Raw genomic sequence first — 24,358 nt, 5'->3', positions numbered from 1 at the left:
CCCTATTCGGACCACACCTCAGAGCGCACACCAGCCGGCGCAGATCACGACGGCGACGGCGACGACGACGGCTCGGCGACGGTGGCGTTCGGCGAGGTGGTGACGCTCGACGGCGCCGACTCGGTGGGCACCGGCTTCGACGGTTCGGGTGACGGAATCGTCACGACTGGTGCGGGTTCCGACGATTCGCCCACGGAAGCGGAGGGCACCGGTGCGCTGATCACCGGCACCGGCCGCTCGGACTCGGTCGGTGCGGCGCTCGGCCCGGTGTCGGCCGGCGGGCGCACCACGTCGCGCTGTTCGGGCAGGGGTGGCGTGAAGACCGTGCGGTCCAGCCGGTACACCTCGGGGGCGGGGTCGACCGCCCGCACATCCGGCCGGGCCGCGACGCCGCGCAGCGCCACCGGGGTCGCGCGTACCACCGCCGCGTAGACGCAGGCGCAGCCGGTGCGGTACGCGGCGGCCTCGGCGGCGGCCACCTCGGCGCCGCTGGCGTACTGCTCCCGCAGCTCCCGCTCGCCCGCCCCGTCGCCGTCGACCGCGGCGGCCCTGGCCCGGTAGTCGGCGGCCTCGGTCTCCTTGCGGGCCGCCACCTGTTCCATCCCGGCGACCACGTCGTCGGGCACCCGCAGCGCGGGGATCTTGACGATCTCGGTCTGTCGGCCGGGCAGCGGAACCCGCCCGAAGACGGTCGAGACCCCGACGTCGCCGAGCACCGTCGCCAGCCGCTGCGGCGGCAGGTACGCCTCGAGCGTGACCAGCGCGTACGTCCCGCCCTCGGCGGCCGGGGCGGACGCGGGCAGCGCGGCCAGGTCGGCCGCGGCCGACAGCAGGTAGCCGGGGACGGAGTCGCCGTCGGCAACGCCGACCCGGGTCACCTCGCCGACCGTCCGGTCGCCGACCGGAGTGTCGTCGACGGCCCAGACCGCGGTGCCCAGCACCGCCGCCGCGGAGAGCACGGCCGCCCAGCTGAGCACGCCGGACCGCGCCGACCGGTCACCCAGCCGGGCCACCGCCCGGGTCAGCGGCGGCAGCAGCCGCTGGTCCAGCTGCCGCAGCAGGTTGCCGGCGCGCACGGGCGGGATCCCCTCTGTGGAACGGTGTCGGGTGGTCGCCGCTCAGTCACGCAGGATCTGGAGCGCACGGTCCAGATCGTCAGGGTAGTCGCTGACGAACCGGACCTCGTCCCCCGTTCGGGGGTGCAAGAAGCTCAGTTCGCGGGCGTGCAGCCACTGTCGGGCCAGGCCGAGACGGGCCGAGAGGGTGGGATCGGCGCCGTAGGTGAGGTCACCCACACAGGGGTGCCGCAGGGTGGAGAAGTGCACCCGGATCTGGTGGGTCCGGCCGGTCTCCAGCCGGACGTCGACCAGGCTCGCCGCCGGGAACGCCTCAAGGGTGTCGTAGTGGGTGATGCTCGGCTTGCCGCCGGAGACGACCGCCCACCGGTAGTCGTGGGTGGGGTGCCTGTCGATCGGCGCGTCGACGGTGCCGCGCAGCGGGTCCAGGTGACCCTGCACCACCGCGTGGTAGCCCTTGTCGACCTCGCGGTACTTGAAGGCCCGCTTCAACGCCGTGTACGCCTGCTCGCTCTTGGCCACCACCATGATCCCGGTGGTGCCCACGTCGAGCCGGTGCACCACGCCCTGCCGCTCGGCGGCGCCGCTGGTGGAGATGCGGTGCCCGATCGCGGCGAGCGCGCCGATCACCGTCGGCCCGGTCCACCCGGGGCTGGGGTGCGCGGCCACCCCCACCGGCTTGTCGACCACGACGATGTCGTCGTCGGCGTAGACCACCCGCAGGCCGGGCACCGCCTGTGGCACCACTGTCGGCGGTGCGACCGGGGCGGGCAGCGTGACGTCCAGCCAGGAGCCGGCCTTCACCTTGTGCGAGTTGGGTCGGGCGGAGCCGTCGACAAGCGCGTCTCCGGCGTCGACCAGGGCTGCGGCGGCGGTGCGCGAGAGCCCGAACAGGCGGGAGACCGCCTGGTCGAGGCGCATGCCGTCGAGGCCGTCCGGGACCGGAAGGGAACGGTGGTCGCCGCCAGCGGCGAACGCGGAGGTCATGCCCGCTCCCTCTGCTCGGCGCCCGGCTTGGCGTCCGTCGTGGCCGGGTCGCCGTCGCGTCCCGCCCGCCGCCCGTCACGCTGGCGGCCGGTCAGCTCCAACAGGACGGCCAGCAGCACGCCACAGACCAGTGAACTGTCGGCCAGGTTGAACACCGGCCACACCTGACCGTACGGGTCGAAGAGGCTGATCATGTCGACCACGTGCCCGTGGAAGGGGGACGGCGCCCGGAAGATCCGGTCGACGAGGTTGCCCAACGCGCCGCCCAGCACCAGGCCGAGGGAGATCGCCCAGGGCAGCGAGCGCAGACGCAGAGCCATCCAGACGATCCAGCCGACCACCCCGATGGTGATCAGCGGGAAGACCCAGGTGTGGTCCGCGCCGATGCTCCAGGCCGCGCCGCTGTTGCGGGTCAGGCTCAGGTAGACGAACCCGCCGAGCAGCCGGACCGGCTCCCGGTCGGTCAGCGCGGCCAGCGCGAGGTGCTTGGTGACCAGGTCGGCCAGCAGGGCCACCAGGGCGACCCCGGCGAGAATCGCGACGGCCCGGGGTCGGCGTGTGCCGCCACCCGGGTCGGTGCGGCCGGGTTCGGCGGACGGTACTGCGGTCATGCGCTCCCCATCGACAGTCTTGGCGGTGATCGCTCACCGTCTCATCGCCGCCGGGGAACGGACCTCAGCGCCGCTCCTCCAGCTGCTTGCACGTCACACACTGGGTGGCCGACGGGAAGGCGGCGAGGCGCTCGACCGGGATCGGGTTGCCGCACCGCTCGCACCAGCCGTAACCACCCTCGTCGAGGCGCTCCAGAGCGCGCTCCACCTGCGTGATCCGTTCCAGAATGCTGTTGGCGAGAGAGATCTCCTGCTCCCGCTCGAGCGTCTTGGTGCCCGTGTCGGCCTGGTCGTCCCCGGCCGAGTCGGTCAGCCGATCGCGCTGCAGCTCGGTGATCTCACTCAGCGTCTGATCGTACTCGGCACGAAGCTCGTCCCGACGCGCCGCCAGTGCCGCCCGGATCTTCTCGGTCTCCGCAGTGCTGCGGGTGGCCTTGGCCACCGGCTTGGCCGCCGGCTTGCGCCCGGCGGTCCTGGTGTCGGATGGCTTCGCCATGGGTCGCTCCCTCGGCCGGGGAACCGCGCGGTCCGCGGCGCCTGGGTCAGGGGGCGCCAACCAGGCGTCCCCTATGTACGAAAAGGGGCGCGCGGCGACGATGGCCGCGCACTCCGGAGATTGGCAAGAATACGGAACGTACAGGCGTCCGACAACGTGCCGCACCGTCGCACCGTCTAACAGCCCCTAGCCCTGCCTAACTGGGGCAAAGGGAACGCTAGCAGATCAATCGACCGCCTCATCCCCGTACTCACCAAACCATCGGGCCAGACGACCCCGCCGACTGACCGCCCGCAACCGCCGTTCCGCAGCGTCCCGTACCCCGGCGGTCGCCACGATCAGCAGACTGTCGCCGGTCTTCAACCGGGTGTCCGGTGCGGGCACGAAGCCCACGCCGTCACGCAGCACCAGGGTCACCGAGGCGCCCAGCGGGAGCCGCAGCTCGTCCACGTGCACGCCCGCCAGTCGCGAGCCCGGCGGCACCTCCACCTGGAGCAGGTCCGCCCGCATCCGCTCCAGCGGCGCGGTCTCCACGTGGATCTCGGCGGCCTCAGCCGGCGCGGTCACCCCCAACCGGCGGGCGAACGGCCCCAGCGTCCCGGTCTGCACCAGCGTGAAGATCACCACCAGCACGAAGACCACGTCGAAGAGCCGCTCCGCGCCGGGCACCCGCTCGGAGAGCGGAATGGTGGCCAGCACGATCGGCACCGCCCCGCGCAACCCGGCCCAGGACAGGAACGCCTGTTCTCGAAGGCCGACCCGGAACGGCAACGCCGTGACGGCCACCGACAGCGGCCGGGCCAGCAGCACCAGGGCCAGCCCGGCGACCACCGCGGGTAGCACCGCCGCGTCCAGCCGTCCCGGCGAGACCAGCAACCCGAGCAGGACGAACAACCCGATCTGGGCGAGCCAGGCCAGCCCGTCCGCGAAGCCGAGAATCGCCTGCCGGTGCGACAGCCGGGCATTGCCCAGCAGCACCCCGGCCACGTAGACGGCGAGGAACCCCGAGGCGTGCAGAACCGCCCCGGCGGCGTACGCCAGCACCGTGATGCCCACCGCCGCGATCGGGTAGAGCCCGGCCGAGGGCAGCGCCGCCCGGCGCAGCGCCCAGGTGCCGGCAACGCCCGCGGCCACGCCCACCGCCGCACCGACGCCCAGTTCGTAGCAGACAAGCGCGAGCTCGTACCACCACGGGTGCGCAAAGCCCTGGTGCGACAGCAGCACCACCAGCAGCACCACCGGGGCGTCGTTCATCCCCGACTCGGCCTCCAGTGTCGCCACCAGCCGGGGCGGCAACCGCAGCCGGCGCAGGGTGGCGAAGACGGCCGCCGCGTCAGTGGACGAGAGCACCGCGCCGTAGAGCAGCGCCAACCGCCAGTCCAGCCCCAGCAGCAGGTGCACGGCGACGCCGACCACCACGATGCTGACGATCACGCCGACCGTGGAGAGCGCGGAGGCCAACCCGAGCACCGGGCGCAGCGTGCTCCACCGGGCGGTGAGGCCGCCCTCCGCGATGATCACGATCAGCGCGCAGAAGCCGAGGGTCCGGGTCAGCTCGACATCGTCGAAACGGATGCCCAACCCGCCCTCGCCGATCGCCACGCCCAACGCCAGGTAGACCAGGAGGCTGGGCACGCCGAGCCGGGTGGAGAGCCGCACCGCGCCGACGGCGACCAGCAGCACGGCCGCACCGAGCAGCAGCGCGATATCCAACCCGGGCGTCACGGCTGCCTTGCCTGGGCTGTCCTCACTCGGCGGATCCGTCGCGCAGGCGGCGCAGCACCCCGGGCATCTCCGGGCCGGGCCGATCGACGAGGAAGAGCTTGTCCCGGCTGGCCGCGCCGGTACGCAGTGACACCGCGGCCGGTCGGACGCCCAACGCGCCGGCCAACGCCCGGCGGGCCGCCTCGGTGGCGCGACCGTCGACGGCCGGCTCGTGGACCGCGATCACGAGGGCGGGCCCGTGCGGGCCGTCGAAGCGGCCACCCACCCGGCCCCGGGAGGCACCAGGCTTCACCCGTACCGCCACGGTGAGCGTGTCCTGCGCGGGCACCGGCGCCGCTTCAGATCGGCCGGGCGTCGGCGAGGAGAGCGGTCGCCGGCGCGCAGTGCGCGCACGGAGTGAAGCCGAGCTCCACGGCCTCGGCGACCGGCAGCGTCTCGGGCTGCCAGCCAACCAGGTGGGGACAGCTGTCGAGGTGGTAGCGCGGGCGGCCGTCGACGACCTCGACGGCGTCGAGCAGTCGCGCCACCCGGGCCGCCTCGGCGGCCGTGATCTGCTGGACAGCCGGCTCGTCGACCGCCGAAACCGCAGGGTCGAACACGTCGTCGGTCGACGCCGCGACCGGCGACGCCGGGCTGACCGGCCGGGCCCGCGAAGGCGCCTCGTCCGCCGCAGTCGCGAACGACGACCCCTTGTTGTACGGCGACGCCTCGTCGACGCGCGGCGACACGTCATCGTCACCCGAGTCGACCGGCGGCGCATGGTCGACCGGCGGCACGGGTGGTTGCCGCCACCCGGTGCCGCCGGTACCAAACGTCGTGGGCACGTGCTGGACCGGCACCTCCGGCTCGACCAGCGGCGGCCCGTACGCGACACCCGGCGTGGCCTGGCTGGCCGTGCGGGGTGCGTCGGGGTGTCGCCGGTCGGGCCGGCCGGGATCCGCCATGGCGCGATTGGCGGCTGCCTGGCGGGCGCCCACCACCAACGCCACGGCGGCCAGCAGACTGGCCGCGATGGAGATGACCAACAAGAAGCTGGAGCCACCGGCCAGGCCGAGCACCAGCAGCACCACCGCGACGAGGATGAGCAGAAGACTTGCGACTATCACGGCTCACCCCCGCCGCGTCGAACCGTCCAGGCAGGGCCGGCGACCGTCACCATTGGCGGACAGCGATCGCCGGCCGGTGCTCAGCGTCCGGCTTCGAGGGCGCCGGAGCGCCCGCCGCCGCCGTATGAACCAGCGAGGCCCGCTGCGGCCAGCCCGTTGCCGCCAGCGACCCGGCCGGCTTCGGAGCGGGTCATCTCGGCCTCGAGGCCCTGGCCACGACCGTCGAGGTCACGCAGCTGGCTCTCCAGGTACGCCTTGAGCCGGGTGCGGTACTCGCGCTCGAACTGCTTGAGCTCCTCGATGTGCTTCTGCAGCGCCGTGCGCTTGGCGTCCAGGCCGCCCATGGCCTCCTGGTGCCGCTGGCGGGCGTCCCGCTCGAGGGCGTCAGCCTTCGCGCGCGCCTCCCGGGTCACCTCCTCGGCCTTGCCGCGAGCCTCGGACAGCAGCTGGTCGGCCTCGCGGCGAGCGTCGGACACGTGGTCGTCGGCGGTGCGCTGGGCCATCATCAGCACGCGCAGGGCCTGCTGCTCACCGTCACCGGTGACGCCGCCGGCCGGGCCGCCGGTCGCGCGGACCTGCTCCAGCTCGGCCTGCATCGCGCGGGCAGCCTGCTCGGCCGCCGACTTGTCGCGCTGCACGCGGTCCAGTTGGGCCTTGACGTCGTTGAGCTCCGCCGCCAGTCGGGCGTCGCCGCCGGGGCCCGCGGGGGCACCGCCGCGGCCGCCGCGCTCCACCTGGGCGCGCAGCTCGTTGTTTTCCTCGATGAGACGGGCGAGCTCGCGCTCGACCTCGTCCAGGAAGGCGTCGACCTCCTCCTCGTCATACCCCCGCTTGCCGATCGGCGGCTTTTTGAAGGCGACGTTGTGGACGTCGGCCGGGGTCAGCGGCATCGAAACTCCTCGGGTCAGTTGCGGCCGCGAAAGCGCGTCGGTCATCAGGCAGATGCCCTGATCGACGGCCCTAACACGAACTCCATCAGCACGAACAGGATAACCAGGAGCACAAGGGAGGCCAGGTCGATGCTCACGGTACCAATTCGCAGCGGAGGGATCACACGCCTCAACGCGTTGAGAGGGGGATCAGTGACGCTCCACACGGATTCCAATCCTGCCGATGCTCCACGCCCCGGTTGCCAGCGACGGCCGTACTGCAGAACGGCGCTCAACACGAACCGGGACAGAAGAAGGAGCAGGAAGACATAAAGGATCAGGTACAGCACTTGCAGTAAGATCGACAACACGGTCAGCGACGTCCCTCGGGTCGGGCGGGGTCAACTCAGACTGAAAAAGCCGCCCTCAGCGATCTTGGCTTTGTCCTCAGCGGTGACCTGGACGTTAGCCGGTGAGAGCAGGAACACCCGATTGGTCACGCGCTCGATCGTACCGCGCAGGCCGAACGCCAGTCCGGCGGCGAAGTCCACCAGACGGCGGGCATCGGCCTCATCCATCTCGGTGAGATTGATGATCACCGGGACCCCGTCGCGGAAGTGCTCACCGATGGTGCGCGCCTCCCGGTAGGTGGTGGGGTGCAGCGTGGTGATCTGGTAACGCTGCTCCTCCTCGGGCAGGGCCCGCTCACGCGACGTGACCTGCGGCGCGAGGGCAAGGTTGTCCCGCGTGTGGTAGGTCAGCGCGCCGGAGGTCTCACCCGCCGACGACCTGGTGATCGACCGTACGCTGGACCGCTCGACCCGCTCCGGACGCTCACCGTCACCGCGCTCCGACTCGCTCAACCGCCCGCTCGGCCGCTCGGAGAGTCGACCCCGCCCGCTGTCGCGCGGCCGGGGAGCCGGTGGCTCCTCGTTGTCGTCCTCGTCGTCGTCGGCGAACTCCTCGGCGTACCGGCTCTGCCGGTAACGCGAGTCGCGGTAGCCACCCTTTTCGTAGCCACCGTCGTCGTAGGCCCGCTCGTCGTCTTCTTCGACCAGACCGAGCCAGACCCCCGCCTTGCGCAGTGCACCCATCCCGCGCCCTTCCGTCCGCCGTGCGGCACGCGCCCCCGTGCCATGTCGCCCGTCGCGAGTGGACAACCATGCCCATCGGACCGGAACGGCAATCCCCCCGGCGCGCGATTCGCGTCGCGCGCCACGACCCCCGACTAGGAGACGCCCGCCCCTGAAACAACACTGATGTAATTTGCATGTCTCGCGGTCAGGCTACCGCAGCGTGGGACGCATTCCGAGCAACGCGCTACCGACGCGGACATGTGTCGCGCCGTAACGGATCGCGATTTCGAAATCTCCGCTCATACCGGCGGAGAGCGCGATGGCTCCCGGATGGACTGCCCGAAACGCGTCGGCAACCTCCGCGAGCCGGGCGAACGCCCGCTCCGGCTCCCACCCCAGCGGAGCGACCGCCATGAGACCCACCAGACGCAGCCCTGACGCGTCGGCGACAGCCTCGGCCACCGGCTCCAACCCCGCGCCCGGATCCGCGGAGTCGGGCAGTGCTCCGCCCCGGGCCGCGTCGCCGTCGATGCTCACCTGGATCAGGGCGTCGAGCGGCGCCTGCCGGTCGGCGGTCGCGGTGGCCAACGCCCGGGCCAGCCGGACACTGTCGACGGAGTGCACCACGTCGGCGTAACGGACCACCGAGCGGGCCTTGTTGCGCTGCAACTGGCCGATGAAGTGCCAGCAGGGACGCACCCCGGCAGCCGCCACCTCGGCGGCCTTGCCGGCTGCCTCCTGGTCGCGGTTCTCCCCCATGTCGGTCACCCCGAGCCCGGCCAGCGCCAGCACGTCGCTGGCCGGGTAGGTCTTCGTCACCGCGATCATCGTGACGTCGGCGCGGTCCCGGCCGGCCTGCGCGCAGGCATCATCGACCCGGGACCGAACCTGCGCCAGACCGGCCGCGAGTTCGGCGTGCCGATCCGGTCGTACCGTGGCTGAGCTGTCGGTCATCGGCGGTGCTCAGGACCCGTTCTTGAGAAAGTCGGGAACGTCCACGTCGTCGAAGAGCACGCGACGCGGCGACTGGGCCGGAGTGGGGTTGGTGGCCGGCGCCGGCGCCGGAGTGCTCTGCGGTGCCGGCTGGTTGGTGTTGGACTTGCGGGTCGGCTCGGCCGCCTTGTACGCGGGCGTGCCGCCGTCGAAGCCGGCCGCGATGACCGTCACCCGCACCTCGTCACCGAGCGCGTCGTCGATGACCGCGCCGAAGATGATGTTGGCGTCCGGGTGGGCCGCGTCGGTGACCAGTTGGGCGGCGTCGTTGATCTCGAACAGACCCAGGTCGGAGCCGCCGGCGATGGAGAGCAGCACACCCCGCGCGCCGTCCATGCTCTGCTCCAGCAGTGGGCTGGAGATGGCCGCCTCGGCCGCCTCGACCGCGCGGTTCTCGCCGCGGGCGCTGCCGATGCCCATCAACGCGCTGCCGGCGCCGCTCATCACGCTCTTGACGTCGGCGAAGTCCAGGTTGATCAGACCCGGGGTGGTGATCAGGTCGGTGATGCCCTGCACACCCGAGAGCAGCACCTGGTCGGCCGTGCGGAACGCGTCCATCATGCTGATGTTGCGATCGCCCAGGGCCAGCAGCCGGTCGTTCGGGATGACGATGAGCGTGTCGCACTGGTTGCGGAGTTCGTCGATCCCCGTCTCGGCCTGCACCTGACGGCGCTTGCCCTCGAAGGAGAACGGCCGGGTCACCACACCGATGGTCAGTGCGCCGAGCTTGCGGGCGATGTTGGCCACCACGGGCGCGCCACCGGTGCCGGTGCCGCCGCCCTCACCGCAGGTCACGAAGACCATGTCGGCGCCCTTGAGCACTTCCTCGATCTCGTCGCGGTGGTCCTCGGCGGCGTTCTTCCCGACGTCCGGGTTGGCCCCGGCCCCCAGGCCACGGGTCAGCTCCCGGCCGACGTCGAGCTTGACGTCGGCGTCGCTCATCAGCAGCGCCTGGGCATCGGTGTTGATCGCGATGAACTCGACGCCCTTGAGCCCAACCTCGATCATCCGGTTGACGGCGTTGACGCCGCCACCCCCGATGCCGACGACCTTGATGACCGCCAGGTAGTTGTGCGGAGGTGTCATCTCCGGTCCTTTCCTTCGAGATTGGCTTCGGCCGACCGGGTACGGCGTGGCCAGACCAGCGGCCGACGACAGCTGTCACCAACGAGGATCAGGGGTGAACCCTAACCCTCTACTAGAGGCTTACAGTTATGTCAACCACTGAAGCTCTTCGGGGCAACGTAAGCGCCACCGCCCGATGAGCCAAGGACCCGGACGGCGTGTCGCCGAGCGGAGCGTGACCTGTCACGTCCCGCACGCTCACCGATCAACGAAAGGTCACCACATCCGGCGCGCTCACGTCGATCCGGTCGGTGTCCTCGCCGAGCAGCGCGGTGGCCACCCGGGCCTTGTCCGTGCCCCGGCTCGCGTCGCCCCAGACCACCGTCCGATCCCCCCGCAACCGCAGGCTGATCCGGGCCAGCCCCTCCACGTTCACGTCCACCAACTCCGCGCGCAGCTGCGGCGTCAGCGCGACGAGCACCTCCAGCGCGGCCCGGGTGCCCGGGTCGTCGGCGGCCGGACGGGCCACCGTCACCTGCGGCAGCCCGGCGGGGCGTCGCTCCACCGTCCGGAACGCCACCCCGCTCCGGTCGATCAGGGCGAACGCCTCGCCCTGCGGCACCAGCGCCACAGCGGTCCGCTCGGTCACCCGCACCACCAACGCGCCGGGCCAGTCCCGGGACACCGTGGCCCGCTCGACCGCCGGCAGCGCGCCGACCCGCCGGGCGGCGGCGGCCAGGTCCACCCGGGCCAGCGGCACCCCGTCCGGAACGCCTACCGCGTCGTGCACCTGCACCGGAGTGACCAGGTCGGCGCCCTCCACCCGTACCTCGCGCACGCCGAACAGGCCGGTGCCGAGCACCGTCCAGGCGACCAGCCCGGCCAGGGCGAGCACCCCGGCGGCCACCGCCCACGGCAGCGCCGCACGCATGCGACGCTGCCGGGCACGGGCCATGAACCGGCGGGTCGAGGGCGGTACCGCGTCGCGGCCGGCCCGGACCAGCTGCCACCGCCGGGCCGGACCTCGGCGCGGGGCGCCGCCGTCGGCGGCGCTGGTCCGCCCTCGGGCCGGGCCGGGACTCATCCGGCCGCGGGCGCCGAGCCGCCGGGCACGGCGGTGCCACCGAGAGCCGCGCCGTCGCCACCGGACGTGGCCCCACCCGGCACCGGATCACCGATCGCCGGGGTGGTGGCCACCGGGTCGACAGTCGAGGTCGGCGCCGAGCCGGCCGTACGCTCACCCAGGGCGGCCAGCAGCTCGTCGCCCATCAGCGAGATCGGCGGGGCGCCCATGGTGACCACCACGTCTCCCGAGCGGGCGCGACGGGCCACCTCGACCGGGGCCTGCTCCCACGACTCCACGAAGACCTTGCGGTCGGCGGGCAGATCCACCGCCGCGATCAGCGCGGCCGAGCCCTCGCCGGGCTGACGCAACTCACCCGGCCCGAACACCTCCAACAACACCACCTCGTCGGCGATGGCCAGCGCCTTGGCGATCTCCGCCTGGTTGTCGCGGGTGCGGTACAGCCGGTACGGCTGGAAGACGACGATCAGCCGGCCGTCCCCGGCGACCTCGCGCAACGTCTGGTTCGCCAGGGTCATCGAGGTCGGGTGGTAGGCGTACTCGTCGTAGACCAGCACACCGTCCGCGACACCCTTGCGCTCGAAGCGCCGCCGCACGCCGGGGAAGACCGCCAACGCCGCCTCCGCCGCCTCCAGCGGCAGCTCCAGCAGGTACGCGGCCAGCACCGCGGCGGCGCTGTTCAGCCCCATGTGCCGCCCCGGCACCGGCAGCCGGAACTCGCCGAGCGACCGGCCGTCGATCGCGGCCAGGTAGCGCACCCCACGTGCGGAGGAGACCATCTCGGTCAACCGCAGGTCGGCGTCGGCCGCCTCGCCGTAGGTGTACACCCGTCGTCCCTCGGACCGCAGGCTCTCGGCCAGCCGCCGACCGCCCGGGTCGTCGGCGCAGGTGATGATGAACCCGTCCGGGTCGGTGAGGCCGGCGAACTCCACAAACGCCGCCTCCAGCGTCGCGTAGTCGCCGTAGGTGTTCAGGTGGTCCGCCTCGACGTTCGTGATGATCGAGACGTACGGGCGGTAGATGAGGAACGAGCGGTCGCTCTCGTCCGCCTCGACCACGAAGTGCTCACCGGTGCCGTGGTGGGCGCCCGAGCCGACCTCGGAGATCTCCCCGCCGATCACGAACGACGGGTCCACACCTGCCTGCTGGAGCACCATCGTCACCATCGAGGTGGTGGTGGTCTTGCCGTGCGTGCCGGCGACCGCCACCGCCCGACGGCCGGTCATCGCCGCGGCGAGCGCCTCCGAGCGGTGCAGCACGCGCAGGCCGCGCCGACGCGCCTCGACCAGCTCCAGGTGGTCCTGCGGGATTGCCGACGAGTAGACGACGGTGTCCACACCGTCGAGGTTGGTCACCTCGTGGCTGAGGTGGATGGTGCCGCCGAGCGCCCGCAGGCCCGCCAGCGAAGGCCACTCCCGCAGGTCGCTGCCGGAGACCCGGATGCCGCGGGTGAGCAGCAGGCGGGCCACGCCGAGCATGCCCACCCCACCCACTCCGATCAGGTGGACGGCGCCCAGGTCCTCGGCCGTGAGCGTGCCGGCCGGCGTGAACTGCGCCGTCATCGGGCCACCGCCGCCAGCACGAAGGAACGCAGCGCCTCGTCGCCGTCGCGCCGGCCGTACGACGCGGCGGCGGCACCCATGTTGTAGAGCCGCTGCGGGTCCCGAATGAGGGGGATGACGGTCCGCTCCAGCCAGTCCGGGGTGAGCTCCCCGTCGTCGACAAGCAGCCCACCGCCGGCCTCCACCACGGGCAGCGCGTTGCGCCGCTGCTCCTGGTTGCTGTGCGGGTACGGCACGTAGATCGTGGGCAGCCCGATCGCGGCCACCTCGGCGACTGTCATCGCCCCGCCCCGGGCCAGCATCAGATCGGCGGCGGCGTAGCCCAGCTCCATCTCGGACAGGTACGGCAGCGTCACGTACGGCACCGGCAGGTCGGTGGGGATCGGCACCGGCTCGTTGCGGGCGCCCATCACGTGCAGCACCTGCACGCCGTTGCGGGCCAACTCCTTGGCCGCCCCGGAGACCGCCAGGTTGATCGAGCGGGCGCCGGACGAACCGCCGGACACGAAGAGCACCGGCAGGTCCGGGCGGAGCCCGAAGTGGGCGCGGGCGGCGTTACGCAACGCGTACCGGTCCAGACCGGCGATGCTGCGGCGCAGCGGCACACCGACGACTGTGGCGTCCCGCAGTGACTCGGCCTGGCTCGGCTGGTTCGGGAAGCCGACCGCCACGTTCTTGGTGAACTTCATGCCCAGCTTGTTGGCCACGCCCGGCGGCACGTTCACCTCGTGGATCACCATGGGCAGCTCACGACGCCACGCGGCCAGGTAGGCCGGCACCGAGACGTACCCGCCGAAGCCGACGACCACGTCGGCGCGCACCTCGTCGATCACCTTGCCCGCGGCGCGCGCCGCGGTCCACATCCGGCCCGGGGTGCGGACCAGGTTCATGTTGACCGAGCGGGGCAGCTGGTACGCCGGGATCTGCCGCAGGTCGTAGCCCTGTGGCGGGATCAGGTCGTTCTCCATGCCCCGGGGTGTGCCGAGGCAGGTGATCCGGACGCCCGGGTCGTGTCGGCGCAGGCAGTCGGCGAAGGCGAGCAGCGGGTAGACGTGCCCCCCGGTGCCACCTCCCGCGAGCACCACCGAACGCAGCGGACCCATCAGCGTCTCCTCTCGCTCGCCGTACCCTTGCGGCTGCGGTCCTGTCGGACCCCGCGCGGCGCGGCCTGATCGTCGTGGCGCCGCTCGCGGGACCGGGGCACGGACCCTCGGCCAGCGGGCGGCGTCGCCGGTCGGCGACGCCGGCCGGGAAGCGGCGGCAACGGGGCCCAGAGTAGTCGGACCCACCGGGCCGGCGGACGGGCATGCAGTGCTCTGGCCGCATCGGGTTCGGCGCGCGCGAAGGACGCCAGCATGCCGATGCCGGCCAACGTCACTACCAGGGCACTTCCGCCGTCGGAGATGAACGGCAGCGGCAGACCGGTGATCGGCAGCAGCCCGACCACCCCACCGATGTTGATCACAGCCTGGCTGACCAGCCAGGTGGTCACGGCGGTGGCGGCGAGCCGGCGGAACGGGTCGTCGACCCGCCGGGCGATCCGGAACCCGGTGTACGCGATGACAGCGAACAGGCTGAGCACCACGACGCACCCGATCACGCCCAACTCCTCGGCGATGATCGCGAAGATGAAGTCGTTGTGCGCCTCGGGCAGCCAGTCCCACTTCAGGCTGCCCTTGCCGAGCCCGACACCGAACCAGCCACCGTGCTCGATGGCCAGCCGTCCCTGGTAGAACTGGAGACAGTCGCCGAGCTTGCAGGTCTCCGGGTCCGGCGGATTAAAGAACATGGCCAGCCGGGCGAAGCGGTAGTTGTCCTCGCCGCGCTCGCCGGAGCCGGCGCCCAGCGAGGCCACCGCGACGAGCAGGCCGATCCCGACCAGACCGGCCGCGGCCAGGGCGCCGAAGACCCGCATCCGCACGCCGGCGGCCCAGAGCAGGCCCACGACCAGGGCCAGCAGACAGAGCATGGTGCCGGTGTCGTTGTAGCCGACCAGGACGAAGAGCAGGCCGACCACCGGGAAGAGCGGGGTGGCCAGCTCGCGCCACCAGCCCAGCGCGGCGCCCTTGCGGGCGACCAGGTGGGCACCCCAGAGCACCATCGCGAACTTGGCCAACTCGGAGGGCTGTAGCTGGATCCCGCCGACGAACAGCCAGTTCAGTCGCGCCTCGATCGGGCCGATCCGCCCCGAGTCCTGGTCGGTCAGGCGGGCGTAGGCGAGCAGCAGGTTGAGCAGGAGCAGTAACCCGATCGAGGTGAACAGCAACGGCCGGCCCAGCGACCGGTAGGTGCTGGCCGGCAGGCGCTGGCAGACCCAGAACGCGCCGATGCCGATCATCGCGAAGATGGCCTGCTTGGTCACCGACGCCGAGGCGTTGCCGTCCTCGGCGTAGTCCTTCACGCTGGTCGCCGAGAAGACCATGGTCAGCCCGATCAGCAACAGCAGGCCGGCGCAGGACAGCAGCAGGTAGTACGAGGTCAGCGGCCGGTCCAGCAGGCCGCGCAACGCGGCGAGCCCGCCGGCGGCGTCGATACCGCGCAGCGGCACCGGTGCCGCCGGTTCCGCACGCGGCGACGCGCCCGGTTCCGGCCCCCGCGCGTCGTCGGTTGGTACCGCCTCCGCGGTACGCCCCGCCACGCCCGGCGACCGCCGCGCCCGCCCGCCTGCCCTGCCCTCAGTGCCGATGTCCTCCCCCACCCCGACATCATCACCGCTAAACACGCCCGACACCCCCAGAACGCCCCCTCGGGCGTGTCGGCCCCGCGGATCAGGTCATGTTGGCGAGGAACTCGCTGTAGAACAGGCCCAGGGCGATGGCCACGCCGATGCCGGCGATGATCCAGAAGCGCACCACGATGTTGACCTCGCTCCAGCCGGCCAACTCGAAGTGGTGCTGGAGCGGAGACATTCGGAACACCCGTTTGCCTGTGGTCTTGAAGGAGATGATCTGGATCACCACGGACATCGTGATGATCACGAAGAGCCCGCCGATGATCGGCAGCAGCAGGATGGTGCGGGTGGACATCGCCATGCCGGCGATCAGACCGCCCAGCCCCAGCGCCCCGGTGTCACCCATGAAGATCCGCGCCGGGGAGGTGTTCCACCACAGGAAGCCCACACAGGCCCCGGCCGCCGCCCCGGCGATCAGCGCGATCTCCAACGGGTCGCGGACCTCGTAGCAGTACGGCTGGGTGTAGTTCGGGTCGGCGCACCAGTGCCGGTACTGCCAGAACGCGATCAACGCGTACGCCGCGAGCACCATCACCGACGCGCCGGTGGCCAGACCGTCCAGGCCGTCGGTGAGGTTGACGCCGTTCGTCGCGGCCATCACCACGAAGATGAAGATGATCACCGCGCCGACCTTGCTGACCTCCAGGAAGTCGATGTCCCGGATGAAGCTCAGCGTGGTGCTGCCCACCGTCTCGGTGTTGGTCGCCAGGCCCGAACCGTTTGTCATCGTGCTCGGGAACCACAGCGCGATCACCCCGAAGACCGCACCGACCAGGATCTGGCCGAGCAACTTGCCGCGCTTGTTCAGCCCGGCGCTGTTGCGCTTGCGCACCTTGAGGAAGTCGTCGAGGAAACCCACAGCGCCGGAGAAGACCATCAGCCCCAGCAGCACCAGCGCGGTGATGGTCGGCTCCACCTGGGCGATCTGCTGGTCCGGCAGGCTGGTCAGGGCCAGGTGCCCGGCCACGTACGCGATCACCGTGGCCAGGATGAAGACCACCCCACCCATCGTGGGCGTGCCCTTCTTGCCCTGGTGCATCGCGGGGCCGTCGGACCGGATCGGCTGACCGGCCTTGAGCCGGGTGAACAACTTGATCGCGATCGGGGTGCCGAACAGCGAGACGAGGAAGGCCACCCCGACGGCGACGATGACAGCCCTCATCGGGTCGGCTCCCCACCGGTGTCGGCGCGCAGGGCGTCGGCCACCTCCCAGGTCCGGTACCGGGAACCCTTGACCAGGACGACATCACCCGGTCGTAGCTCGCTCCGCAGCACCTCGACGGCCGCCGCCTGATCGGTGAGCAGCACCGACTCTCCTCCCCAGTTTGCTACAGCTGTCGCGCCTTCGTGGATCGGCGCAGCCGGCTCACCCACCACGAGCAGCCGGTCGACACCCAGCTCGGCCGCGAGTTGGCCGACCTCGGCGTGGCCGTCGTACTCGAACGGGCCAAGCTCGGCCATGTAACCAAGCACCGCGACGGTACGCCGCCCCTGGCCCATGCTGGCGAGCGCCCGCACCGCGACCGCCATCGAGGCCGGGTTGGCGTTGTACGAGTCGTCGATCACCGTCACCCCGTCGGGGCGGTCGAAGACGTCCATCCGTCGGGTCGAGACCAGCCCCAGCTCGCCGAGCGCCGTGGCCAGCTCGGCCTGCGGCATGCCCAGCTCCCGGGCGACCGCCGCCGCCGCGAGCGTGTTCCAGACCTGGTGGCGGCCGGCCAGCCGGAGCCGGACCGGCGCGCGCCCCTCCGGGGTGACCAGGGTGTACGACGCGTGCCCTCGCTCGTCGAGCGTGACGTCCTCGGCGCGCACGTCGGCGTCGGGCGCCTCGCCGTAGCGGACGACCCGGGCCCGCGTGCGGCTCGCCATCGCGTCCACCCGGGGGTCGTCGGCGTTCAGCACGGCCAGCCCGTCCGGCGGCAGCGCCTCGACCAGCTCCCCCTTGGCCTGCGCGATGGCCTCCTGCGAGCCGAACTCGCCGATGTGTGAGGTGCCGACGTTGAGCACCACGGAGATCCGGGGCGGCACCAGCTCGCACAGGTAACGCACGTGTCCGACCCCGCGCGCACCCTTCTCCATCACCAGGTAGCGGGTGTCCGGGTCGGCCCGCAGGGCGGTGTACGGGTGCCCCAGCTCGTTGTTGAACGAGCCGGGCGGCGCCACAGTGGCCCCGAGTCGGGCGGTCAACTGGCCGATCAGATCCTTCGTGGTGGTCTTGCCGGACGAGCCGGTCACGCCGATCACGGTCAGCCCGGGCAGCCGGTCCACCGCGGCGCGGGCCAGTCGGCCCATCGCGGTCAGCGCGTCGTCGACAAGCACCATCGGCACCCCGGGCACCTCGCGGCTGCCGAGCACCGCCACCGCGCCGGCCTGGACCGCCGTCGCCGCGTAGTCGTGCCCGTCGACCTTCTCCCCCGGGAAGGCCACGAAGAGCGAACCGGGCCCCACCTTGCGCGAGTCGAACTCCACGGAACCGGTGACGGTGGCGGCCGGGTCGGCGGCCACCAGCCGTCCGTCGACCGCAGCGGCCACCTCGGCCAGGCTCAGTTTGATCACCGCTGACCCGCCAGGTCCCCGAAGCGGGCCCGCAGCGCCTCGGCCAACTCGACACTGTCGTCGAACGGGAGCACCTCGCCCGCCACCTCCTGGCCGCGCTCGTGCCCCTTGCCGAGCAGCGCGATCACGTCGCCCGGCTCGGCCAGCCGAACCGCCTCGTCGATCGCGGCGCGACGGCCCGCCACCTCGATGATCCGCGCGGCCGTGCCGGCCCGGTACGCCCCGGCGAGCACCTCGGCGCGGATCTCCGCCGGGTCCTCGGTACGCGGATTGTCGTCGGTCACCAGCACCACGTCGGCTCCCTCCGCCGCGGCGGCGCCCATCACCGGCCGCTTGCCCCGGTCCCGGTCCCCGCCGGCGCCGATCACACAGATCAGTCGGCCGGCGCTCAACTCGCGCAGCGCGGCCAGCGCGGCCACTATCGCGTCCGACTTGTGCGCGTAGTCGACCACCCCGCGCACCGGCGCGGCCACGTCGACCAGCTCCAGCCGGCCCGGGACCCCACCGCAGGCGGTCACACCGGCCGCTGCGGTCACCGGGTCCACCCCGGCGCCCACCAGCGCGGCGATGGCCAGCAGCGCGTTGGCCACGTTGTGCCGGCCGGGCAACGCGACACCGGCGGACACTGCCACGCCGTCCGGGCCGTGCGCGGTGAACCGCTGCGCGTACCCCTCGCCGCCCACACCGTCGGCCCACCAGGTCGCGCCCTGGTCGCCGGCCGCCGAGTAGGTGACGGTGGTCGGCTTGAGCAGCGGCTTCAACGCCGGGTCGTCGTGGTTGAGCACCTCGACCCCGCAGCGCCCGTCGAAGAGCTGGGCCTTCGCGGCGAAGTAGTCGTCGCTGTCGGCGTGGAAGTCCAGGTGGTCGGAGCCGAAGTTGGTGTAACCCCCGACGGCGAACCGCACACCGCCCACCCGGCCCATGGCCAGCGCGTGGCTGGAGACCTCCATGACCACTGCGGTGACCCCACGCTCGCGGGCAGTGGCCAGCATCGCGTGCAGGTCGGTCGCCTCCGGGGTGGTGCGCACACTGTCGATCACCAGGTCACCGAGCCGGGTCTCCACCGTCCCGACCAGTCCGGTGGTGTGTCCGGCCGCCCGCAACCCCGACTCGATCAGGTACGCGGTGGACGTCTTGCCCGCGGTGCCGGTCACCCCGATCACTGTGAGATCGGCGGTCGGATCGCCGTAGACGGCCGAGGCCAGCTCGCCGAGCACGGCGCGCGGGTCGGGCACCACCAGGGCGGGCAGACCGGTCTCCGCCGCCAGCTCCGCACCCGCCGCGTCGGTCAGCAGGGCCATGGCACCCGCCTCGGCGGCGCCGGCGGCGAACTCCGCGCCGTGCCGACGGGTGCCGGGCAGCGCCGCGTACAGGTCGCCGGCGCGAACCTCCTGGCTGGCATGGGTGACCCCGGTGACGACCACCGCGGCGGCCTCCGCCGGAAGGTCGACGGCGAGCCGGACGGCGAGATCACCGAGCCGGACTCCGGTCACGGTACGTGGACGTGGATTGCCGGGCACGGCGTCAGACCCTACCCGGTCGTCCGGTTCCGGCCGCACAGCCGCCCCGGTGGTTCGTCGGCACTCACCGATGATGTCCCGCCATCGCTGCTCAGCGCGGATAGACCACGAACTTGGGCGCGGATCCACCGGTGGACGGTGGCACCCGATAGTGACGCAGAGTGAACTGCATCATGTCGCGGAACGCCGGATTGGCGATCGCCGCGCCCCCGCCGTTGGGCGCGTACACGAAGACGGCGATCACGTAGCGGGGGTTCTCGGCGGGAGCCATCCCGATGAAGGAGGACACCTCGCCGGGCTGCTTCTTGCCGTTCACCAGCCGCCACCCGGTGCCGGTCTTGCCGGCGACCCGGTAGCTGGGGACCGCGGCGGTGACGCCGGTGGCGCCGTCGACGGTGGTGACCGCCTCCAGCATGGTGCGCAGGGCCGCCGCGTTCTGCGGGCTGAGCACCGACCGGGTCACCGGGGCCGGCGCGGGGGTGCGCTTGCCGTCCGGGCCGATCACCTCCTTGACCAGGTGCGGCTGCACGTACGTGCCGTTGTTGGCGATGGCGGCGTACGCGGCGGCCATCTGCAGCGGTGTGGCGTCGACGCTGTGCCCGATCGGCACCGACCCGTACGACGAGCCGCTCCACTCGTCGGCCGGCAGCAGTCGGCCGCTGGCCTCCCCGGGCATCCCCTCGCCGGTGGGCTTACCCAGCCCGAACCGCTTCTGGTAGTCGATCAGCCGGTCCCGGCCGAGCTTGTCGGCGATCGTGATGGTGCCGACGTTGGACGAGAAGGCGAGCATCCCCGGCACGCTCATCCGCTTGCCGTTGGCCGGGTGCGTGTCGTGGAACCAGGTGTCGCCCATCTTGATGCTGTTGGCGATGGGCAGCGTGGTGTCGGGGGTGATCACGCCCTCCTGCAACGCCGCGCCGTAGGTGATCGCCTTGTGCACCGAGCCGGGGTCGACCACAAAGCTGGTCGCGGCGTCCTCCCGGGCGACCGGGTCGCTGGGCGTCGGCTTCGCCGCGTTGTAGGTGGGGTTGCTGGCCTGCGCCAGCACCGCGCCGGAGGGGATCTCCATGACCACTGCCGCACCGGTGCCCCCCGGCACCTGGGCCATGCCGGCGCTGAGGATCTGCTGCGTCCGGAACTGCAGGTCGCGGTTGATGGTGAGGGCGAGCGAACTACCCGGCTTGGCGAGCGTGGTCCGGCTGTAACCGCCCGGAATCGGTGCGCCGAGGCCGGCCTCGTACACCCGCTTGCCGTCCTGACCGGCGAGCACGTCGTCGTAGCGGGCCTCCAGCCCTTCCAGCCCGACCATGTCCTGGCTGGTGAAGCCGATCAGGTTGGCCGCCAGGTCACCGCCGGGCACCTCACGGCGCTCGTCGCGGTGCACCCCGATGCCGGGCAGTTCCAGCGCCTGAACCCGCTTGGCGGTCGAGATCTCCACTCCCCGCGCCAGGTACACGAACCGGGACATCTTGCCGTCCTCCAGCTTGCGGGGCTTCATCAACTCCACGAGCTTCGAGGCCGCGATGCCGAGCAGCGGGGAGAGCGCCTTGGCGACGTCGGCCGGGGCCTCCACCTCGGTCGGGTCGGCGTACACGTACCGGGCCTCGACACTGCGGGCCAGCGGCGCGCCGATGCTGTCGTAGATCGCGCCGCGCGGCGCCGGCAGCTCGACCGTGCGGAGGCGGTCGGTGACGCCGCCCCCGGCGTACGCCGGGGCGTCGACGGTCTGGAGGAAGATCAGCCGGATCCCGATGGTGGCGAAGAGCGTCAGGGCGAGCACGGTGCCCAGCCGCAGCCGCAGCCGCGAGTCGGCAAGCTTCGGCGGACGTCGCGGCTTGCGGGACGGCCGCCGGGCCGCCGGGCGGTCGGCGCGACGCGGTCCGCCCGGCGTGGCCCGGCGACGCGGCGGCGGCTCGTCCCCACCCGGGCCACGGGGGGTACGCGGCGTGACGGTGCGCACCACCTGACCGCGTCCGGCGGCCGGCGCATCACGCCGGCCGACCCTGGCGGCGGCCCGGCCACCGTCGAGCACCTGCAACGCCGGCCGGAACGGGTCACCGGACCGGGTGCTGCGCGGCGTACGCCGCTGCTCGGCGCCCTGACCACGCGCCGGCGTGCCGCGCTCCTCGCGGACGGTCCGACCCCTCGGGGTGTACGCCCGGGCGCCGGAGATGCCCCCGATGCCGGGCTCACCGGTGCGCGGCTCGCCGTCGGCGGGCCCGGCATCACGTGCAGAACCGCGCCGGGACCCCGTAGGGTCCCGGCGCGGCTCGTCCGACCTTGGTGGCACCGGTCAGCCTCCCGCACCCTGGCTGGTCACCGACGGCTGGCCGTCCGCCGGCTGCGGCACACCGATGGTCTTGCCGTCCGGCAGCCGGATGTAGCCCGGCTCGCCAGCGTCGACCAGGCCCAGCCGCTTCGCGTTGGCGGTCAGGTTGCCCGGCGCCTCGGCGTCGGCGATCTGCTTGTCCAGTTGCTGCTTCTCCAGGTCCAGTCGAGCCTGCTGCTGCTGCAACCGCTCCAGCCGGAACGCGTTCTCATTGATCTTGGTGTTGACCGCCAGGATGCCCAGCACCCCACCGACCACCAGCACCACGATCAGCGCCGCGAACGGCGCACGCGGCACCGAGATCGGCGGCGGCGGCGCCACCCGCAGCCGCGGCGGGCGCGCGCTGGTGGCGCTGGCCGCCTTCTCCACCGGCCGCAGCGCGGCGGTGCCCTGGGTCGGGAACTCGCGCGCCCCCCGGGCGCGAGTCTCCCCCTGCTGCTTCACTCGATCGATGCGTGGCGTACCGTTCCCGAGGCGCGGAGCCCGCTCCGCCGCGGTCCGGCCCCCCGACCGCGGTGCGCGCTGCCCGCCGCCGGTGACGTCCCGGCGGTCGCGCTTGTCAATGCTCATGTCCCCTCCCCCTCAACATCCGTCCCTCTGCCGTCCCCGGTGCCCCTGACCCCCCACGGATCAGGCGGACCCGGTGCCCGGTTGGTGCATTCCCTTCACCCGTCGGCGAGACCGTTCGCGGTCGGTCCGCCCCTGCTCTGTCGCGTTCGGGTCGAGTCGCTCCGCGGCCCGCAGCCGCACCGAGGCGGCCCGCGGGTTCACGGCGACCTCCGCCTCCCCCGGCAGTTCGGCGCCCCGGCTGAGCAGCCGGAACGTCGGACCGGACCCGGGAAGCTCGACCGGGAGGTCGATCGGGCCCTTACTGCGGACCCGGTCCGTGAGGGCCGCCTTGGTGAGCCTGTCCTCCAGCGAGTGGTAGGACAGGACCACCATGCGACCGCCCACGGTCAGTGCGTCGAGTGCCGATGGCAACGCTGTCTCCAGCGCTGCCAGCTCTCTGTTTACCTCGATCCGTAAAGCCTGAAACGTTCTCTTTGCCGGGTGCCCACCCGTTCGTCGGGCTGGTGCCGGGATCGAGTCCCGAACCAACTCCGCCAGGAGCGCGGACGAGGTGATCCGGGCCCGCTCCCGCTGCCGGATGATCGCCGAGGCGATCCGACCGGCGAACTTCTCCTCGCCGTAGACCCGCAGCACCCGGGCCAGGTCCGGATGCCCGTACGTGTTGACCACCTCTTCGGCGGTCACCCCCCGGGTCTGGTCCATCCGCATGTCCAGCGGCGCGTCCTGGGCGTACGCGAACCCGCGGTCGGGCGCGTCCAGCTGCAACGACGAGACACCCAGGTCGAACAGGATGCCGTCGATGGCCGGATAGCCCAGCCGGTCCAGCACGTCCGGCAACTCGTCGTAGACGGCGTGCTCCAGGTGCACCCGATCGGCGAACCGGGCCAGTCGGACCCGCGCGTGGGCGAGCGCCTCGGTGTCCCGGTCGAGCCCGATCAGGACCGTCTCCGGATGCGCCTCAAGCACCGCCTCCGCGTGCCCGGCCAGACCGAGCGTCGCGTCGACGTAGACCGTCCGGCCGCCTCGACCCAGCGCGGGGGCCAGCAGCTCGAGGCACCGCTCGAGCAGCACCGGCACGTGCGTGCCGCGCAACTCCCCCATGTTGACCCCCACTGGTTGAAACGTCCGTTCTTCTCGTGCGCCTGTCGTCGGACGGCGCTGCCGTCGTACCGCCAGATCCCCATCCGCTCCCGCCTGACACCGGACCGTCGCCCAATGACTGGATCGTGCGCCTGGCACCGGGGAAGTGATGCCAGGAACTCGAAAGCGGCTGGAGATCTCGCAGTACGTCGGGCGCCGTTACCGCCCTACAGACCGCCGGGCAGCACCCCCTCCTCGATGTCGGCGAAGTCGTCTTCGCTGTCGGCGAGGTAGGTCTCCCAGGCGACCTTGTCCCAGATCTCCACCCGCGTGCTCGCGCCGATCACCACCAACTCGCGGTCGAGCGCTGCATAGGCCCGCAGGTGGGCCGGAATGGTCACCCGACCCTGCTTGTCCGGAACCTCGTCGTGCGCGCTGGCGAAGAAGACCCGGCTGTAGGCCCGGGCCGCCTTGTGTGTCATCGGCTGTGCGCGCAACTGCTCCGCGATCCGCTGGAACTCAGGGGTCGGGAAGACGTAGAGGCAGCGCTCCTGCCCTTTGGTGACCACGACACCCCCCGCCAGCTCATCCCGAAACTTGGCCGGAAGGATCAACCGGCCCTTTTCGTCCAGGCGCGGAGTGTGGGTGCCGAGAAACATCGGCCCAACCCCCTCGCCCCTGAGCGGCGTTCGCGGCGCCGCTGACCCCCCGGGCCGGTGAGCCCTCCCGGCCTCACCATTGGTCCCCACTCTACTCCACTTCCCTCCACCCGCAACCAAATTCGCCCGCGTGGCGCGGCTGACCCGGCGACAAAACCGCACGTCACAAGGGGTGGAGCGGAGTGGAGGGCTCCGACCGCCCCTCGGCGTGGTCCGCTTTCCGACATAGATCGACTCCGTCCGGGTGACACCGACCCGGCCGC

Annotated in this window: 21 protein-coding genes and 2 pseudogenes; all 23 read right to left on the bottom strand. The window is 72.2% G+C overall.

The features are described 5' to 3' along the window. Nucleotides 1-44 precede the first annotated feature (44 nt). Nucleotides 45-1,076 (bottom strand): hypothetical protein, encoded by a 1,032-nt coding sequence (locus IW248_RS01920; RefSeq protein ID WP_196925393.1) that lies wholly within the window; start codon nt 1,074-1,076, stop codon nt 45-47. 42 nt (nt 1,077-1,118) lie between these two features. Beyond that, a complete protein-coding gene (locus IW248_RS01915) occupies nt 1,119-2,063 on the bottom strand; it encodes an RluA family pseudouridine synthase (RefSeq protein WP_091407730.1) in 945 nt (314 codons plus the stop codon). Continuing rightward, nucleotides 2,060-2,674, bottom strand: coding sequence for a signal peptidase II (gene lspA, locus IW248_RS01910; RefSeq protein ID WP_124820052.1), 615 nt, complete (start codon nt 2,672-2,674; stop codon nt 2,060-2,062). Before lspA ends, IW248_RS01915 begins: the two co-directional genes overlap by 4 nt. A 64-nt stretch (nt 2,675-2,738) precedes the next feature. Beyond that, nucleotides 2,739-3,170, bottom strand: coding sequence for a TraR/DksA family transcriptional regulator (locus IW248_RS01905; RefSeq protein ID WP_196925392.1), 432 nt, complete (start codon nt 3,168-3,170; stop codon nt 2,739-2,741). A gap of 225 nt (nt 3,171-3,395) precedes the next feature. Beyond that, nucleotides 3,396-4,895 carry a potassium/proton antiporter gene (locus tag IW248_RS01900; RefSeq protein ID WP_196925391.1) on the bottom strand — a complete coding sequence of 500 codons (1,500 nt, stop codon included), beginning with the start codon at nt 4,893-4,895 and terminating at the stop codon, nt 3,396-3,398. Nucleotides 4,896-4,917: 22 nt separating this feature from the next. Continuing rightward, on the bottom strand, nt 4,918-5,223 hold the full coding sequence (locus IW248_RS01895; protein WP_196925390.1) for a DUF167 domain-containing protein: 306 nt from the start codon (nt 5,221-5,223) through the stop codon (nt 4,918-4,920). Nucleotides 5,224-5,608: 385 nt separating this feature from the next. Next, a pseudogene (locus IW248_RS33960) lies at nt 5,609-6,001 on the bottom strand (hypothetical protein); the annotation flags it as partial. Nucleotides 6,002-6,081: 80 nt separating this feature from the next. Next, on the bottom strand, nt 6,082-6,891 hold the full coding sequence (locus IW248_RS01885) for a DivIVA domain-containing protein (RefSeq protein WP_124820047.1): 810 nt from the start codon (nt 6,889-6,891) through the stop codon (nt 6,082-6,084). A 44-nt stretch (nt 6,892-6,935) separates the two neighbouring features. Beyond that, on the bottom strand, nt 6,936-7,241 hold the full coding sequence (locus IW248_RS01880) for a YggT family protein (RefSeq protein ID WP_030334503.1): 306 nt from the start codon (nt 7,239-7,241) through the stop codon (nt 6,936-6,938). A gap of 30 nt (nt 7,242-7,271) precedes the next feature. Further along, entirely contained in the window at nt 7,272-7,964 is a 693-nt protein-coding gene (locus IW248_RS01875; protein ID WP_196925388.1) for a cell division protein SepF, read from the bottom strand. 192 nt (nt 7,965-8,156) lie between these two features. Continuing rightward, a complete protein-coding gene (locus tag IW248_RS01870; protein WP_196925387.1) occupies nt 8,157-8,900 on the bottom strand; it encodes a YggS family pyridoxal phosphate-dependent enzyme in 744 nt (247 codons plus the stop codon). A gap of 9 nt (nt 8,901-8,909) precedes the next feature. Beyond that, nucleotides 8,910-10,025 carry a cell division protein FtsZ gene (gene ftsZ, locus IW248_RS01865; RefSeq protein WP_124820044.1) on the bottom strand — a complete coding sequence of 372 codons (1,116 nt, stop codon included), beginning with the start codon at nt 10,023-10,025 and terminating at the stop codon, nt 8,910-8,912. 244 nt (nt 10,026-10,269) lie between these two features. Then, entirely contained in the window at nt 10,270-11,088 is an 819-nt protein-coding gene (locus IW248_RS01860) for a cell division protein FtsQ/DivIB (protein WP_196925386.1), read from the bottom strand. Beyond that, nucleotides 11,085-12,650 carry a UDP-N-acetylmuramate--L-alanine ligase gene (gene murC / locus IW248_RS01855; RefSeq protein WP_196925385.1) on the bottom strand — a complete coding sequence of 522 codons (1,566 nt, stop codon included), beginning with the start codon at nt 12,648-12,650 and terminating at the stop codon, nt 11,085-11,087. Before murC ends, IW248_RS01860 begins: the two co-directional genes overlap by 4 nt. Then, nucleotides 12,647-13,753 carry an undecaprenyldiphospho-muramoylpentapeptide beta-N-acetylglucosaminyltransferase gene (murG, locus tag IW248_RS01850; RefSeq protein ID WP_124821632.1) on the bottom strand — a complete coding sequence of 369 codons (1,107 nt, stop codon included), beginning with the start codon at nt 13,751-13,753 and terminating at the stop codon, nt 12,647-12,649. The genes murC and murG overlap by 4 nt, the downstream gene beginning before the upstream one ends. Beyond that, nucleotides 13,753-15,183: an FtsW/RodA/SpoVE family cell cycle protein gene (locus IW248_RS01845; RefSeq protein WP_372432753.1), complete on the bottom strand. Its 1,431-nt coding sequence runs from the start codon at nt 15,181-15,183 to the stop codon at nt 13,753-13,755. Before IW248_RS01845 ends, murG begins: the two co-directional genes overlap by 1 nt. A 235-nt stretch (nt 15,184-15,418) precedes the next feature. After that, entirely contained in the window at nt 15,419-16,543 is a 1,125-nt protein-coding gene (gene mraY, locus IW248_RS01840; RefSeq protein ID WP_124815347.1) for a phospho-N-acetylmuramoyl-pentapeptide-transferase, read from the bottom strand. Continuing rightward, on the bottom strand, nt 16,540-17,937 hold the full coding sequence (locus IW248_RS01835; protein ID WP_196925384.1) for a UDP-N-acetylmuramoyl-tripeptide--D-alanyl-D-alanine ligase: 1,398 nt from the start codon (nt 17,935-17,937) through the stop codon (nt 16,540-16,542). Before IW248_RS01835 ends, mraY begins: the two co-directional genes overlap by 4 nt. Beyond that, entirely contained in the window at nt 17,934-19,496 is a 1,563-nt protein-coding gene (locus IW248_RS01830) for a UDP-N-acetylmuramoyl-L-alanyl-D-glutamate--2,6-diaminopimelate ligase (RefSeq protein ID WP_196925383.1), read from the bottom strand. The genes IW248_RS01835 and IW248_RS01830 overlap by 4 nt, the downstream gene beginning before the upstream one ends. A gap of 52 nt (nt 19,497-19,548) precedes the next feature. Continuing rightward, nucleotides 19,549-21,747 (bottom strand): peptidoglycan D,D-transpeptidase FtsI family protein, encoded by a 2,199-nt coding sequence (locus IW248_RS01825; protein WP_196925382.1) that lies wholly within the window; start codon nt 21,745-21,747, stop codon nt 19,549-19,551. Between the two features lie 3 nt (nt 21,748-21,750). After that, nucleotides 21,751-22,356 carry a cell division protein FtsL gene (gene ftsL / locus IW248_RS01820; RefSeq protein ID WP_196925381.1) on the bottom strand — a complete coding sequence of 202 codons (606 nt, stop codon included), beginning with the start codon at nt 22,354-22,356 and terminating at the stop codon, nt 21,751-21,753. Beyond that, nucleotides 22,353-23,457: pseudogene (gene rsmH / locus IW248_RS01815) on the bottom strand (16S rRNA (cytosine(1402)-N(4))-methyltransferase RsmH). Before rsmH ends, ftsL begins: the two are co-directional and overlap by 4 nt. A 206-nt stretch (nt 23,458-23,663) precedes the next feature. Further along, entirely contained in the window at nt 23,664-24,095 is a 432-nt protein-coding gene (gene mraZ, locus IW248_RS01810; protein ID WP_124817664.1) for a division/cell wall cluster transcriptional repressor MraZ, read from the bottom strand. Between the last annotated feature and the right edge of the window lie 263 nt (nt 24,096-24,358).

The organism is Micromonospora ureilytica (assembly GCF_015751765.1).
GTDB lineage: Bacteria > Actinomycetota > Actinomycetes > Mycobacteriales > Micromonosporaceae > Micromonospora > Micromonospora ureilytica.
Note: the sequence above shows the minus strand (reverse complement) of the source record. Positions and strands in the feature narration are given on the sequence as shown.

Excerpts from the sequence above, each read along its gene's own strand:
- IW248_RS01915 (WP_091407730.1), bottom strand. The coding sequence starts at position 2,063 with ATGACCTCCGCGTTCGCCGCTGGCGGCGACCACCGTTCCCTTCCGGTC.
- lspA (WP_124820052.1), bottom strand. The coding sequence starts at position 2,674 with ATGACCGCAGTACCGTCCGCCGAACCCGGCCGCACCGACCCGGGTGGC.
- IW248_RS01905 (WP_196925392.1), bottom strand. The coding sequence starts at position 3,170 with ATGGCGAAGCCATCCGACACCAGGACCGCCGGGCGCAAGCCGGCGGCC.
- IW248_RS01885 (WP_124820047.1), bottom strand. The coding sequence starts at position 6,891 with ATGCCGCTGACCCCGGCCGACGTCCACAACGTCGCCTTCAAAAAGCCG.
- IW248_RS01875 (WP_196925388.1), bottom strand. The coding sequence starts at position 7,964 with ATGGGTGCACTGCGCAAGGCGGGGGTCTGGCTCGGTCTGGTCGAAGAA.
- IW248_RS01870 (WP_196925387.1), bottom strand. The coding sequence starts at position 8,900 with ATGACCGACAGCTCAGCCACGGTACGACCGGATCGGCACGCCGAACTC.
- ftsZ (WP_124820044.1), bottom strand. The coding sequence starts at position 10,025 with ATGACACCTCCGCACAACTACCTGGCGGTCATCAAGGTCGTCGGCATC.
- IW248_RS01860 (WP_196925386.1), bottom strand. The coding sequence starts at position 11,088 with ATGAGTCCCGGCCCGGCCCGAGGGCGGACCAGCGCCGCCGACGGCGGC.
- murC (WP_196925385.1), bottom strand. The coding sequence starts at position 12,650 with ATGACGGCGCAGTTCACGCCGGCCGGCACGCTCACGGCCGAGGACCTG.
- murG (WP_124821632.1), bottom strand. The coding sequence starts at position 13,753 with ATGGGTCCGCTGCGTTCGGTGGTGCTCGCGGGAGGTGGCACCGGGGGG.
- mraY (WP_124815347.1), bottom strand. The coding sequence starts at position 16,543 with ATGAGGGCTGTCATCGTCGCCGTCGGGGTGGCCTTCCTCGTCTCGCTG.
- ftsL (WP_196925381.1), bottom strand. The coding sequence starts at position 22,356 with ATGAGCATTGACAAGCGCGACCGCCGGGACGTCACCGGCGGCGGGCAG.
- mraZ (WP_124817664.1), bottom strand. The coding sequence starts at position 24,095 with ATGTTTCTCGGCACCCACACTCCGCGCCTGGACGAAAAGGGCCGGTTG.